Origin of the sequence: Lacticaseibacillus zhaodongensis (genome assembly GCF_009687905.1) — a bacterium.
GTDB lineage: Bacteria > Bacillota > Bacilli > Lactobacillales > Lactobacillaceae > Lacticaseibacillus > Lacticaseibacillus zhaodongensis.
Window position 1 is genome coordinate 111493 of sequence record NZ_BLBG01000002.1, and the last position, 14874, is coordinate 126366.

Here is a 14874-nt window from a genome sequence, read left to right on the forward strand (position 1 = left end):
ATCTAGCTTACTTGTGTGCGTTCTCGAACTCCTCAACCTGTTCGCTGGCATCGGCCCAGATGTCTTCCTGCTCGCTGATCTGTTCAGTGAGGCTGTCGACATCCTTTTGCATATCCTGCAGCTTGAGGGCGCTGGCGGCGTTCTCGGGCTTGGCCATCTCGGCTTCGATGGCTTCCTTCTTGGCGGTGAGCTCATCGATCTGCTTCTCCGCGTCATCAGCGGCACGTTGCAACTTGCGCAGGGCGCGCTGGTCTTCCTTGGATGCTTGGTAAGCCTGGTTGGCGGCGCTTGGAGCGGCCTTTTGCTTGCTGCCATCTTCGGCGACCGTTTCGGCCGGAGCAATCTTTTCTTGGTAGTAGTCCCAGTTACCGAGGTAGGTGGTGCTGCCGGTCGGCGCGATGGCGATCAGGCGCTGGGCGAGGCTGTTGATGAAGTACCGGTCATGGGAAACGAAGATGACGGTGCCTTCGTATTCCTCCAGGGCACTCTCGAGGACTTCCTTGCTGTTGATGTCCAAGTGGTTGGTTGGTTCGTCCAGAATCAGGAAGTTGTCGTGATCCATGGCGAGTTTTGTCAGCAGGAGCCGCGCCTTTTGCCCCCCGGACAGGGAGGAGACGAGCTTGTCGACGTCATCCGCTCCGAGCAGGAAGGTCGCCAGGGCGCTGCGGACCTCGCGTTCGGGTACGGTCGGGTGCTCGTTCCAGACTTCATCCAGCACCGTGTTCTTCGGGTTCAGCTGGGCTTGGTCTTGGTCGTAGTAACCGGGGTCGACGTTGGCCCCGAACTTGGCTTCACCCTTCAGGAAGGGGATGCGGCCGAGGACACTCTTGAGCAGGGTGGACTTGCCGACCCCGTTTGGCCCAACGATAGCGACGCGCTCGCCCTTACGGATTTCAAAATCAATGGGGCCAGACATCGGCTGATCCTTCTCATAGCCGATGGTGGCGTCCTTGACGGTCAGAACCACGTTGCCGCTGGTCTTGGCCGGGGTGAAGTGGAAGTGGGCGCTGCTGTCACCAGACGGCTTCGTCAGGCGGACCATCTTCTCGAGTTGCTTGCGCCGGCTCTGCGCCATTTTGGTAGTGCTGGCCCGGACCAGATTCTTGTCGATGTATTCCTGCAGCTTGGCGATTTCTTCCTGCTGCTTGTTGTAAGCCTTCCACGCCTGCTCCAGGTTGGCGGCGCGCTGCTTGCGGTATTCGGTGTAGTTACCGTGGTAGTGGGTGGCGCCGGTGGGGCTGAGCTCGTAGATTTCCTTGACGGAGTGGTCGAGGAAGTACTGGTCATGGCTGACAATGAGGATGGCACCAGGGTAGGCGCGCAGGTAATTTTCCAGCCAGCCGAGTGTGTCGATGTCCAGGTGGTTCGTGGGTTCATCGAGGATGATCAGGTCGTGCTTCGCCAGCAGCATTTTGGCCAGGGCCAGGCGGCTGCGTTCACCACCGGAGAGGGTGGAGATGCGGTCGTGGTAGCGTTCTGGCGGGAAGTTGAAGCCGGCCAGCACGTTGCGGATCTCGGCCTCGTAGCCGTAGCCGCCCTCTTCGCGGAATTGGTGGCTCAGGTTGTCGTAACGCTTCAGGACGTCCTGGTAGCGCTCGTCGTCCTGCAAAATTGCTGGGTCCGCCAGCTGGGCTTCCAGCTCGTGCACCTGTTTTTCCATCGCGCGCAGCTCCTTGAAGCCGTCCAGCATCTCGGCGTAGATTTCCTTGTCGGAATCTAAGCCAGAATTTTGCGCCAGATAGCCGATGGAGATGTTCTTCTTGACGCTGAGGGACCCGTAATCGGGCTCCGCGTCGCCGTTCAGAATTTCAAGGAGGGTGGTTTTCCCGATCCCGTTCGGGCCGACCAGACCGACCCGGCCGCCTTCTTGAATCTGTAAGTTAATGTTAGTAAACAGGTCAACACCGTCGAAGGAGCGCCCGATGCCCTGTGCCTGAAGTAGAATCACTGTGTGTTTCCTCCCTGAAAATATCTTGCTACTAATATAACACATTCGTCTTGCGACTAAGTGAAGCGATTCATCTCACAAAGTTTTGGCGATTATACAGAGATGTTCGGGTTTTATCAGTATGAATCGCTTAATTCGTTCTCTTTTGGGGATATTATTCAAAAAAATGTAAAAAGAACCTCTGTAATCCTACTGCAAGCGCTTGTATTTGTGAATTTGCACGTATACCATTAGGGTGAGTTCCAGCAGAGCAGGATACTAGTGATTCAGTGAACGGAGGCGTAGTGATGACGAGTTCAGTAATTCCTAAAGCCACAGCGAAAAGGTTACCCCTGTATTACCGTTATTTGCAGTTTCTCGCGGATTCTGGCACCGAGCGGATTTCTTCAACCGAGTTAGCTGCAGCAGTGAAGGTCGATTCGGCAACTATCCGGCGCGACTTTTCCTATTTTGGCGCGTTAGGCAAGCGTGGTTATGGCTATGATGTCACGGCGCTTGTGACATTCTTCCGCAAAATCCTGAATCAAGACCGCCTGACCAACGTGGCGCTGGTCGGCGTAGGCAACATGGGGCAGGCGCTCTTGCACTACAATTTTCGCCAGAGTAATAATATTCGCATCAGCGCCGCCTTCGATAATAATGAAGAGATTGCCGGAACGATTAAGTCTGGCGTGCCGGTCTACCCAATGTCGCAACTGGTGCAGCAGTTAGGCGATCAGCAGATCAAAATCGCCATTTTGACCGTGACCGATGACGCCGCCCAGGAAATCAGTGACGAGCTCATTGAAGCAGGAGTGCGGGGCATCATGAACTTTACGCCGGTCCGCATCACCGTGCCGAGCACCGTGCGTGTCCAGAACGTGGACCTTGCCACCGAGCTGCAGACTCTGATTTACTTCCTTGATAACTACGGGAAGAACCAGAGTAAGCCCGCTAGCTAAAGATTATTATGACAATCGGGCCCCCTGCACGTGTGCGGAGGGCTTATATTTTGCTATGCATTCCAAGTGCTTGTGCAGTCGCATGCCTATTAATTGTTGGAAGTGCTACTATGTGCGTACGGGCAGTTGGCCTTGAAATGAGAATGGTGCTGATGTCAGCAAGGGCGATGCTAAGACACGGTCCACCTGCCTGATTAGTTGAATATTCGGCACGCATTTGAAGGGAGCGTTTATTTATGATTAACAAGAAATTTACTTTAGCAGCTGTTGCGGCGGCTGCAATTGCTGCAGCCCCTGTTGCTGCACCAGTGATTGGCGCAGTTGCACCGGTTTTTGCTGCTACATCCACTAGCAACAGTTATACGGCTGATCGCAATAGCACAGAAATTGTGGTTAAGGACGTCTTCACTGCGGGCAGTAAGGGCGCACCAGTTTACAGTTCCCCAGCCGCAACCAAACCAACTAGTCGCGTTTTGGCAGCTGGTACGAAGTGGAAGTCCGTGGGTCAGCTTGATAACGGAATTTTGTGGTATGACCTAGGTAATCACGAATGGGTTCGCGGTCTGGACGGTGCTGCTTTTGATAGTGCTGCAACTAAGGACACTACTTCAAAGATTGGTATCGGTACGATTAACTACAACAAGAATTATGGCATCCAGGTTTGGACCAAAGATGGCAAGACGGTTAAATTCAATAAGACCGATGCTGACTCTTGGAACAAGAAACACCCTAATACCAAAGTTAAGGTTGGCGACCCCAAGAAGCTGCCTGGTCAAACTTCATGGCGGGTCTTCAATGACACGTATAAGGCCAACGGGACAACGTACTACAACCTTGGTGGGAATCAATACATCGATGCGAGTTATGTCATTCTGAAGAAGTAGCTGCAAGCGACTTGGTGTGTAATCATCGCCTAGTGTGAACTTGTTAAGCAATCAGCTTTCCGGGCTGATTGCTTTTTGTTTACGATCCTTGCCCAGACGTAAATTTGACCCAAGCCAAGAAAAATTTGCACTCTCGATAATAGTCTGCTAACGTCACAAATGCTGTAACCACGGCGTTTGTGGCGTTTTTCGTGCAAAAAAGTCAGAATTTAGTGCTTGCATTTCTACAGGCAGGTGTTATAGTAACAATTGTGTTAGCACTTAGTAATTAAGAGTGCTAAATCTAAACTATAAAACTTATCTTGCATGGAGGGATTGTCTTGCTAAAACCATTAGGAGATCGTGTCATTGTCAGCGTCGCTGAGGAAAAGGAACAAACCGTTGGCGGTATTGTACTTGCCAGCAACGCAAAGGAAAAGCCACAGACCGCTGAAGTAGTTGCAGTTGGTGAAGGCGAATTAGGCAAAGACGGTAAGCGTCTGCCAATGTCCGTTGCTAAGGGCGACGAAGTAATGTTTGATAAGTACGCCGGCTCAGAAGTTAAGTACGAAGGCAAGAAGTACCTGATTCTCCATGATAAAGACATCATGGCAATCGTTAAGTAATTTAAATTCTAAAACTTGAGGTGAATTGTAGAAATGGCAAAAGATATTAAGTTCTCTGAAGACGCACGCGCAGCAATGTTGCGTGGGGTTGATAAACTGGCTGACACCGTTAAGACAACGATCGGTCCTAAGGGTCGCAACGTTGTTCTGGACAAGGACTACGGCAACCCAGAAATCACCAACGATGGTGTTACGATTGCTAAGTCAATCGAACTGGAAGACCGTTACGAAAACATGGGTGCCAAGTTGGTTGCCGAAGTTGCTTCCAAGACCAACGACATCGCTGGTGACGGGACCACAACCGCAACGGTTCTGGCTCAGTCCATCATCCGTGAAGGCATGAAGAACGTTACCGCCGGTGCTAACCCTGTTGGTATCCGTCGCGGGATCGAGCTCGCAACCAAGGCTGCTGTTGACGCTTTGCACGAGCACTCCCACAAGGTTTCCGGCAAGAACGAAATCGCGCAGGTTGGTGCCGTATCTTCAGCTAGTGAAGAAGTCGGTAAGCTGATTGCTGACGCGATGGACAAGGTTGGTCACGATGGTGTTATTACCATTGAAGAAGGCAAGGGGATTCAGACCGAACTTTCTGTTGTTGAAGGGATGCAGTTCGACCGTGGCTACCTGTCCCAGTACATGGTTACCGACAATGACAAGATGGAAGCCGACCTCGACAATCCATACGTTCTGATCACTGACAAGAAGATCAGCAACATTCAGGACATCCTGCCATTGCTGCAGCAGATCGTTCAGCAGGGCAAGTCATTGCTCATCATTGCTGACGATGTTGACGGTGAAGCTCTCCCAACCCTTGTTCTGAACAAGATTCGTGGTACCTTCAACGTTGTTGCCGTTAAGGCTCCTGGCTTCGGTGACCGGCGTAAGGCTCAGCTCGATGACATCGCTGCTCTGACCGGTGCAACGGTTATCACTTCTGACCTTGGACTTGAACTGAAGGACACCACACTTGAACAGCTTGGTACTGCTGGCCGCATCACCGTTACTAAGGACAACACCACTATTGTTGAAGGTGCTGGTTCCAAGGATGCTATCGACGAGCGCGTCAACCTGATCAAGTCCCAGATTGCTGAAACAACTAGCGACTTCGACCGTGAGAAGTTGCAGGAACGCCTTGCTAAGCTCGCTGGTGGTGTAGCTGTTATCCGGGTTGGTGCTGCTACCGAGACCGAACTCAAGGAACGCAAGTACCGCATTGAAGATGCTCTGAACGCTACCCGCGCTGCTGTTGAAGAAGGCTACGTTGCTGGTGGTGGTGTTGCTCTGGTCAACGCTATCCCTGCTGTTGCTAAGTTGCACGAAGAGGGCGACGTTCAGACTGGTATCAACATTGTTGAGCGTGCTCTTGAGGAACCTGTTCGTCAGATCGTCGAGAACGCCGGCCTTGAAGGCTCCGTTATCGTTGAGCGCATGAAGAACGAGAAGGTTGGCTTCGGCTTCAACGCTGCTACTGGCAAGTGGGAAGACCTTGCTGAAGCTGGGATTATCGACCCAACTAAGGTAACTCGTTCCGCACTCCAGAACGCTGCTTCCGTTGCAGCTCTGATGCTGACTACTGAAGCTGTTGTAGCTAACAAGCCAGATCCAAACGCTGACAAGGGACCCGCTGCTGGTGCCCCTGCAGGCGGCATGGGCGGTATGATGTAGTTTCCACCTCACAAAAGTTTTAGAATCAGATCCAAGAAACAGCCGGCCGCAAATGGACGGCTGTTTCTTTGTGCTTGCAAACAAATTTTAGTTCGCTGGGGTGCTACGCAAACTCGGGTGTGCATTCCGGCGTCAATTACTGTAGAATAGTAACTTAACTATTAATAAATGATTTTTAAAAAGAACTAGGAGTTGATGTGCGTGAAACTGACAGTATTTTGCGGATCAAGATTTGGCAAACGTAAGGGCTATGAGCAGGTTGCCAATGCTTTGGGCTGGTACATGGGCCGGAATAATATTGATCTGATCTACGGTGGCTCACAGTCTGGCATCATGGGTACTATCAGCGGCGCCGTTCTTGCTGCGGGCGGGAAGGTCACGGGCATTTACCCTGAAGGTATTTTCGACAACGAGTTGCCACGCTATGATGCAACTGAGAATATCGTGACGAAGGATATGGACGAGCGGAAGCGACTCCTCATGTCCGAGCCTGATGCAATCATGGTTTTCCCTGGTGGCTTAGGCACACTGGAGGAGATTTCCCAGGCACTGTCCTGGATGGCAATCGGCCTGCTGCCAATGAAACCAATTGGTATCTTCAACATGAATCACTACTACGACTCCTTCATTGATATGCTGAATGAGTTCGTGGACGAAGAGTTTGCCGACTCCAAGGTAATGGACGAGCTGTTCGTTTCGGACAACTTCGAGACCTTGTTAACGGAAATGGCGGCTAACATCAGCACGCCTGATGAGCTTGAGGCGGCCAACTAATATTTCCTTGGCAATAAGTTAGGGAAACGATTGCAAAATTAAGGACCAGTTTCTAGTCTGCAGGCTAGAGGCTGGCTCTTTCATTATGGTAGCAAAAGGGCCAAGTAGGTGCTCAGCAGATTGCTGAGACCACTTGGTCCTTTTCGTATGTATCCCGCGTGGAAACCTCTTTCCACGGTGCTGCTGAGCTCAAGTTTACCGGATTGCCGGGCCACATTCGCCGGTGGCCGGTTTGACCAAGGTGCTGCGTGAAGCGAGCTGCCTTGGTGCCGTTGTCGTCATCATGATACGAGCAACAACGGACTTGAGTTTTGAAGTTACTTACGCTCCCATTGGAACACCTAAATTGCTTCGTTTACCTGAGCATGATTGCGACCCCCATCGCTAGTTCAGTGAAACGCGGATCTTGTTGTGCCCCCCAGCACTCATATCCTTTCAACGGTGATTACTATACGTCCGGGACCGGATGCAAGCAAGAAAATATAAATAACGGCGAGCTCGGATTAATGCAGCCGCATTGCTGATATAAAAGGCAAAACCTATTTTACGATAACAGGCCGCCTAAACTTATATAATTGGTTAGACTTTCGTGATGAATCTTGTGCTGAATTGCAAGTCGAATGTAAAGACACACCTGAAAAAATGTATAGCCAACTGTTAATGTAAGCATATAAAAAGCTCAAAATGTGAAAAATGGTGGGTACGAATTCCCAGGTGGCCAATCATTTTCAGACATTAATTACTACTTATTGCATATATAAATAGATGTCTGGTTTCAAAGCAGTCCCGCAATTCACCTAAATAAGTTCAAAAAATTTGTAATTTCTGCAAAAATACTAGAAAAGCGGGCCAACTCTCATCATCTTTTAATGTCTTGCGGATTTGCAAGTAAATCATCATTCTGACTGCCCGGGGTTACTTTCATCGCCAATTTTACGAAAGATCTATCAACACCCAAATTAGTTATTTTTACAACTAATAACCTTGCTCTGCTGGGCATCCGGGCTTGTTTGCCAGTGGCTCATCGTCCTTAAAAACTGGCAAACGCTAGACTACTGACATAAACCTGCAAATAATATTTATCGTGATGATAAGCAAATGTGTTGATGCTTGCTAAGCACATTGGAGATGACGTTGAATTGACGTAAAATCGATCAACTGCCGACTGGCTAATTATTCGCCGATCAGCGGTCTCTGCCCCGGCTTGATTTTCATCCTTTACTAACAGGCTCCTCGGACTACTTTCAGAATACAACCCGGAGTAATATGCTGTGAAATGCCCGTCCTGGGCCAAGCGTGCCAGCGTAAACATTAGGAAGTTGATATATGCATAAACAATAGTTTAAATTTTCATAGCCATTTTCAAAAGTGTGGAGTAGAATGGCTTGGTTCTGCAAAAATACAAGTAAGAATTCGGGAGTTTAGTGATGCAACATCTTAAACGCATGCTCATCGGGCGGCCGCTCAAGTCGTCCGAAGAAGGTGGGCAGAAGTTAGGCAAGTTAAAAGCACTAGCAATGCTCAGTTCCGATGCCCTTAGTTCGGTTGCGTATGGGACCGAACAAATCGTCCTCGTGCTGACCACGCTGTCGGCCGCAGCCATTTGGTACTCGCTACCAATCGCGGGCTTCGTGCTGATCCTGCTGCTGAGCCTGACGCTGTCTTACCGGCAGATCATCCATGCTTACCCCAGTGGTGGTGGCGCCTACGTTGTGTCCAGTGAGAATCTGGGCAAAAATGCCGGCCTACTTGCTGGGGGTTCGCTGCTGATCGACTACATGCTGACCGTTGCGGTTTCCGTGTCCGCGGGTGCTGAGGCCATTACCTCCGCCATCCCCGCGCTGTACGGTCACCAGGTCGCAATTTCGCTGGTTATCATCGTGATCTTGATGGCAATGAACCTGCGCGGGATGAGTGAATCTGCTAACTTCCTGATGATTCCCGTCTACCTCTTCGTGATTTCCATGATTGCGATGATTTTGTGGGGGCTTTACCGCATTGCAACGGGGGATATCCCGATGCAGGCGCGCGCCCAAGTTGGGGCCGTGGTGCCAGGGATTTCTGCAGCACTGATTTTCCGGGCGTTCAGTAGTGGTTCCAGTTCGCTGACCGGGGTCGAGGCGATTTCTAACGCCGTGCCGTTCTTCAAGAAGCCCCGCGCGCACAACGCTGCCAGCACACTCGCCATCATGGCCGGCATTCTGGGCTTCTTCTTCGCCGGCATCACCTTCCTGAACTACTGGTACGGCATCGTGCCACAAGCAAAAGTCACCGTGCTCTCACAAGTCGCCAGCTTCACTTTTGGCCACGGCTTCATGTACTACGTGACCCAGTTCGCGACCGCGATGATTCTCGCCGTTGCCGCCAACACCGGTTTCTCAGCATTCCCGGTCCTCGCTTACAACTTAGCTAAGGACAAGTTTATGCCGCACATGTACCAAGACAGGGGCGACCGGCTTGGCTACTCCAACGGGATCATCACACTGGCGGTCGGGTCCGCGATTTTGATTGCCTTATTCCATGGCAGCACCGCGCGCCTGATTCCGCTGTACGCGGTCGGCGTGTTCATTCCGTTCACGCTCAGTCAGTCCGGAATGATCATCCACTGGCTGCGCCGTAAACCGGCTGGCTGGTTCAAGAAAACCATCGCTAACTTCACTGGGGCCCTGATTTCCTTTGCCATCCTGGTAATTCTCTTCGTTTACCGCTTGCCAGATATCTGGCCATTCTTCGTCATCATGCCGGTTTTGCTGTACTTCTTCTACCGCATCCATAAGCATTATGAGAACGTGGCGGAACAGCTGCGGCTGCCTGAAGAGGTGGCACTCCACGATTATGACGGCAGCACTGTCATCGTGCTCGTCGGCAACGTGACGCGGGTGACCCGCGGCGCGCTCAATTACGCCCAGACGATCGGCGATTACGTCATCGCCATGCACGTGTCCATGGATGAGAATCCGGATAAAGAGCACGAGACGCAGACCGAGTTCCGGAAAGACTTCCCCGACGTGCGTTTTGTTGACGTGCACTCGTCCTACCGTTCAGTTGAAGGGCCGGTCAAGCGCTTTGTGGACATGATCGCCCGCAACGCCGCCAAGCGTAACTACACGACAACCGTGTTGATTCCGCAATTTGTCCCGAGCAAGCCGTGGCAGAACATTCTGCATAACCAGACTAATCTCCGGCTGCGCGCATCATTTGCCAGCCAAGAAAACATTATCGTGGCCACTTACTCCTATCACTTGAAGAAGTAGCTTAACGTAAAAAGTCAGCCGGATCACCCGTAAACGGGATGGTCCGACTGACTTTTTTGACTAGAAGTTTACTCTTAGGCGAGTTCCACCAGGCATAAGCTTGTGCTTAACACACTCAGAGCCAGATACTAAAGTCCAGTATCCGGCTCTGAGTACGTTAATGCTCAGCTTCTGGACGCCTGGTTCCACTCTGTGCTCAGCAGCTCCACGTCCACGTGAATACTCGGCAGCGGATTAGCCAACAACGCCGCGCGCTTCTCCGGGTCAGCTTGCCAGCTGAGCGGTGTCATGCGCACGATGTCGGCGAATAGCTCCGGCGTGCAGGCAAAATCATAACTGATGGGCTCACTCACGGCGTCTGGGTAACGGGCGTAAAAGTGGTCCTTAACGCTCGCGTTGGAGTAAGTGGCCTTATCCGTGCCAGCGTAGAGCGCCTGGCGCAATTCGCGCAGGTAACCACTGGCCGGGATGATCTTGAGAATTTTGCCACCAGGCCGCAAAACGCGCTCGAACTCGGCGTAAGCCCCAGGGGAGAAGATGTCGGCAATGGCGGTGAAGCTGTTCTCGAGGAAGGGTAGGCGCGCGAGGTCGGCAACACAGAATAGGGCCGGCCCATTTAGTGCCCCTGCGAGCTTGATGGCCGGTGCGGAGATGTCAAAGCCCACGCTGGTCGCAACGTTTGCGCCCAGGTAGTCGGTCGGTGTCCCTTCACCACAGCCGATGTCGAGCAGGCGGTCGGCGGGCGCGAGCTGGCTGGCCATCCGTTTGAGGAAGGGCGTGAAGAAGCCTGCAGTGAGCACGCGGCGGCGGGCGGCAAGCATTTCTTCATCGTATTCAGTATTAACGGGAGCGTTCAGAAAGTTGACGCAACCCTTTTTGTTCAGGTCGAAAACGTGGTCCTGGGGACAAACGAGGCTGGTACCCTTAACCGTGAGCTCCTCATGGCAGACGGGACAGGCAAACAGCGGCGCTGCGGCGGCCATGGCCTGCGCCTTCAGTTCAATTTTGCGCATGTGGTCCTCCTTCGAATCGTAAATTACTGTTCCTAGCTTAACATGTATCAGCAGCTAGCATACAATTAAAACATTGTTGTTAGGGTTGCAGTTGGGGGAAGTCGCTTGACTAAGTGGAAATCATTCTTAAATAAGTTACGGTCGCTGTTGCGGCTGGGGTCCCAGACGGGCACCTTTGCTTACGCAGTTCTGCTCATGTGCGCCCAGTTTCTACCGGGCTTCGTCCATGACCCGCTGGATGACGCTCTGCCGAGTTTGGCCCGGCTAGCTGCCAGCATGGCCAAGCTGGACGTCATCGCCAAGCCAGTGGATTATGCATTGCTGATCATGCCTTGGCTCGTTGCGCTGTGTGCGTTGTTTCTGCCGCGCAAAATCCGGTGGTTGGGGCTATTGCCAGCCGTTGTCGAATTGGCAGCGGTCCTGACCGTGGTTGCATGCAGTAGTCGGACGTATATCGGCATGGTGCGGCCACATGGTGAGTTCTTCCTGTTGAAGCCGGCATTCACCGGCTGGGTGGTAATTGCTCTGGCCTGCATCATGTTCATGTCAGTCTTCGCGTGGGCGTGCAAAAGTGAGTATGAACCTGACTAAAAAAGTTATCCCCAAGATGGACACCGTCTTGGCGATAACTTTTTTTCGTGGCATCAATTTAGTGGTTAATAATCTGATCCATGACCTGGCCTGCTAGCGGCCCGATTGCTTCATCGCTGCGCGGGTAAGCCAAGTCATTTTGGCCGTCCCAAGCGATTTCGTGATCGCGCACCACGTAGATGTGGGTGGCCATGCGTACCGCCTCGTTCACGTCGTGGGTGACGAGGATAGTGGTCATTTTGCGTTCCTGCCATAATTCGAGGATGAGATCCTGCATTTTGCGGCGGGTGAGGGCATCAAGGGCACCCAGTGGTTCGTCCAGTAGTAGTAGTTCTGGGTCCGCCATCAGCGCGCGGGCTAAGGCGACCCGCTGGCGCTGACCACCAGACAAGGCATCGGGGTAGACGTCAGCGTAGTCCCCGAGTTCAACCCGGTCCAGCAGGCTGTTGGCGCGGTCCCGGTCAGCGGCGGAGTGAGGCTTGCCAAAAGTGAGGTTGTCGCGGACCGTGAGCCACGGCAGCAGCCGGTCGTCTTGGAACATGACGCGGCTGTTGGCGTTACTGCCGGAAATCTCTTGGCCGTCCTGAACGATGCTGCCGCTGGTAGGTTCTTCCAGCCCGGCAATCAGCCGCAGCAGGGTGCTTTTACCACCACCGGATTGACCAACGAGGGCGACGAACTCACCAGGCGCAATGTCCATTTGGATGTCGCGGAGTACGTGCTGATCGCCGTAGTACTTTTCAATCGCCTGAATGCTCAGTGCGGTTTTAGTAGTAGTTGCCATTAATTTTGCGTCCTTCCTGCGTTTTGCCAGCTGAGGAGTGATTTCTCAAGGGAGCCAGCCATGACGTCAGAAACCTTACCCAGCAGAGCGTAAATCACGATACACATGATGATGGTGGGCATGTCCATGAAGTTCTGGGCGTTGGTCGACATGTAGCCGATCCCGGAGCTAGACGCGATGGTTTCGGAAACGATCAGCGTGGTCCACATCACCCCGAGGGCGTAGCGGACCCCAACCAGGATGGTCGGCAGGGCGCCCGGGAGCAAAATTTTGGTGAACAGCTGCCAAGCGTTGAGCTGGTAGGAGCGGCCCATTTCGATCAGGCGCTTATCTACGGTGGTCAGACCGTGATAGGTGTTGATGTAAATTGGGAAGAGGACCCCGATTGCAACGAGAGAGATTTTGGACGCCTCACCGACCCCGAGCCAAACAATAATCAGGGGAATAAGAGCTAAGTGGGGGATGTTCCGCAGCATCTGCACGGAGGAGTTGAGCAGCAGGTTGAGCGTCTTCGACAGCCCTGTGCACAGCGCGAGGATGAAGCCAACGCTGCCGCCAATCAGGAAGCCGCTGATTGCGCGGTACAAGGAGATGGCCATGTTGCGTTCGAGCACGCCGGTTTGGGCGCTGGCGATGGATGCCGTGACGACCTGACTCGGGCTGGGTAGAACGGTGGTGTCGATGATGCCGACGCTGCAGGCGAGTTGCCAGGCAATGATCAAAACGATGGGGATGGCCCAGGGTAGTAGCGTTCGGATGACCGCTTTGAGACTCCGGCTGCCTAACGAGGGTTTGGCATTGATTGGGTTAGAATTAACTGTTTGCATGCTTAGGTTCCTCCTTGGCGGCTAGTTGCTGCATGATGGCGCGGCGGACGCGGGTGTGTTGGATTTTGCCGGTCGGACCCGCTGCCAGCTCGTGCACGTAGATGACCTGTGCGGGCACCTTGAATGCGGCGAGGCGGTCCGCGGCGTATTGCTGCAGCTGCTTGCTCAGCTGGTCATCCGCGGTGTAGCCGGCATTGGGGATGACAGCCGCAACGACGCGCTCACCATAGATGGGGTCGGGCAGGCCGATGACCGCAAGTGCGGACACGGCGGGGTGCTGAATCAGCACGTTTTCGACTTCGGACGGGCTGACCTTGTCGCCACTACGGTTGATCAGTTCCTTCTTGCGGCCGACGATGAAGAGGAAGCCATCTGCGTCGAGGTAACCAACATCGCCAGTGTGGAACCAGCCGTGCGCAAAATCGGCTTGGTGTGCTGGGTCGAGGTAAGAGGTGATAACGTGGTCGCCGCGCAGGGAAATCTCACCGGTTTCACCAGCTGGCAGGGGCTTGTCGTTTTCATCGAGGATACAGATCGCGGTGCCGCTGCTCTTACCAACCGAGCCAACGCGCGTGTGCCCGATTGGATTCAAGGTGATTTGACTGGCACATTCGGTCATACCGTAGCCTTGGATGATGGGGATGTTGAAGAAGCCTTCAAAATCATTTTGGACTGCCGGCAGCAGGGGTGCGCTGGCCGAGCGGACGAAGCGCAAGCTCGGCACATCTGGTGCAATTTCCGGCCGAGTTTTGTTCAAAATGGCAATAATTGCGGGTGCGGCCGATACCCAGGTGATTGCTTCCTGCGCAATTTGCGGCCAGAACTGGTGGGCCGAGAACTTCGGCGCAATCAGCAACTTGCCGCCGGACACGAGTGTCGAAAGGAGAGAGATGACCTGCGCATTGATGTGGAACAGCGGCAGGATGAGCAGCGACCGGTCCGCAGCGGTCAAATCTTGGGAAGCGGCGATGTCTCTAGCCGCAGCGAGCAGTTGGTCTTGATCAAGTACGACCGCTTTCGGCGCGCCGGTAGTGCCACTGGTGTACATCAGCACGGCTAACGGGCTTGCGGTCCGCTTCTGGAAGGCTGTGAACATGGGATTACTTGGGCGGCCGGTCCGCTGCAGACTGAGCAACGGCTGCGTCTGGCCGAGAATGTTAACGCTGGTCTGGCTGAAGTCACGGCCAGACTGCTGGTAAATGTCGCTCAGCATGGCCGCGTTCTCCGGGCCGGGCACGATTGCCGCATATTCGTGCCGCTGTAAGATCTCCGTGAATTCGGCTGCCGGCATTTTGGGATTAACGGTGTAGGCAATCGCGTCGAGTTGCCAGCAAGCCAGCAGTGCAACCAGTAATTCGGCGGAGTTACCGTGTGCTAGCAAAACGATGTCGCCACTCTGCACGCCCTGCGCTTGCAAGCCAGCAGCGAGGGTGTTACGAGCAGCTGTTAGTTCGGCACCGGTGTACCAAGTGTCCCGCGCGAGCGCTTTGACCAGTGGCTTAGTACTACTCTGGTCGAGCTGCGCTGTTAAAACCGTGTGCAAATATCCCATGTTACAATTCCTCCAAAAATCATCAAAATTATTTAA

The 14874-nt window shown here is 53.2% G+C and carries 12 protein-coding genes; 7 read left to right on the forward strand and 5 right to left on the reverse strand.

What is annotated here, in order from left to right:
* Positions 1–7: 7 nt before the first annotated feature.
* Positions 8–1948 (reverse strand): ABC-F family ATP-binding cassette domain-containing protein, encoded by a 1941-nt coding sequence (locus GN107_RS03055; protein WP_155286383.1) that lies wholly within the window; start codon positions 1946–1948, stop codon positions 8–10.
* A 287-nt stretch (positions 1949–2235) separates the two neighbouring features.
* On the opposite strand from GN107_RS03055, the gene GN107_RS03060 reads away from it, so the two are divergent.
* From GN107_RS03060 to kimA, 6 genes are all read left to right on the forward strand, one after another.
* Positions 2236–2889: a redox-sensing transcriptional repressor Rex gene (locus GN107_RS03060; protein ID WP_155286384.1), complete on the forward strand. Its 654-nt coding sequence runs from the start codon at positions 2236–2238 to the stop codon at positions 2887–2889.
* 236 nt (positions 2890–3125) lie between these two features.
* Positions 3126–3773, forward strand: coding sequence for an SLAP domain-containing protein (locus GN107_RS03065; protein WP_155286385.1), 648 nt, complete (start codon positions 3126–3128; stop codon positions 3771–3773).
* Between the two features lie 320 nt (positions 3774–4093).
* Positions 4094–4378, forward strand: coding sequence for a co-chaperone GroES (groES, locus tag GN107_RS03070; RefSeq protein ID WP_155286386.1), 285 nt, complete (start codon positions 4094–4096; stop codon positions 4376–4378).
* A 33-nt stretch (positions 4379–4411) separates the two neighbouring features.
* A complete protein-coding gene (gene groL / locus GN107_RS03075) occupies positions 4412–6043 on the forward strand; it encodes a chaperonin GroEL (RefSeq protein WP_155286387.1) in 1632 nt (543 codons plus the stop codon).
* A 201-nt stretch (positions 6044–6244) separates the two neighbouring features.
* Positions 6245–6817: an LOG family protein gene (locus tag GN107_RS03080; protein WP_155286388.1), complete on the forward strand. Its 573-nt coding sequence runs from the start codon at positions 6245–6247 to the stop codon at positions 6815–6817.
* 1427 nt (positions 6818–8244) lie between these two features.
* Positions 8245–10071 carry a potassium transporter KimA gene (gene kimA, locus GN107_RS03085; RefSeq protein WP_155286389.1) on the forward strand — a complete coding sequence of 609 codons (1827 nt, stop codon included), beginning with the start codon at positions 8245–8247 and terminating at the stop codon, positions 10069–10071.
* A gap of 164 nt (positions 10072–10235) precedes the next feature.
* Here kimA and GN107_RS03090 read toward each other — a convergent pair whose 3' ends face one another.
* Complete coding sequence (locus GN107_RS03090) at positions 10236–11084, reverse strand: methyltransferase domain-containing protein (RefSeq protein WP_155286390.1); 849 nt, start codon at positions 11082–11084, stop codon at positions 10236–10238.
* 105 nt (positions 11085–11189) lie between these two features.
* Here GN107_RS03090 and GN107_RS03095 point away from each other — a divergent pair, with 105 nt between their 5' ends.
* Positions 11190–11675 carry a hypothetical protein gene (locus GN107_RS03095; RefSeq protein ID WP_155286391.1) on the forward strand — a complete coding sequence of 162 codons (486 nt, stop codon included), beginning with the start codon at positions 11190–11192 and terminating at the stop codon, positions 11673–11675.
* Between the two features lie 58 nt (positions 11676–11733).
* On the opposite strand, the gene GN107_RS03100 is transcribed toward GN107_RS03095, so the two are convergent.
* The 3 genes from GN107_RS03100 to GN107_RS03110 are packed head-to-tail and all read right to left on the reverse strand — an operon-like array spanning position 11734 to position 14838.
* On the reverse strand, positions 11734–12459 hold the full coding sequence (locus GN107_RS03100) for an ABC transporter ATP-binding protein (RefSeq protein ID WP_155286392.1): 726 nt from the start codon (positions 12457–12459) through the stop codon (positions 11734–11736).
* Entirely contained in the window at positions 12459–13286 is an 828-nt protein-coding gene (locus tag GN107_RS03105) for an ABC transporter permease subunit (RefSeq protein ID WP_155286393.1), read from the reverse strand. The genes GN107_RS03100 and GN107_RS03105 overlap by 1 nt, the downstream gene beginning before the upstream one ends.
* Positions 13273–14838, reverse strand: a complete 1566-nt coding sequence (locus GN107_RS03110; RefSeq protein ID WP_155286394.1) for an AMP-binding protein — start codon at positions 14836–14838, stop codon at positions 13273–13275. The genes GN107_RS03105 and GN107_RS03110 overlap by 14 nt, the downstream gene beginning before the upstream one ends.
* Between the last annotated feature and the right edge of the window lie 36 nt (positions 14839–14874).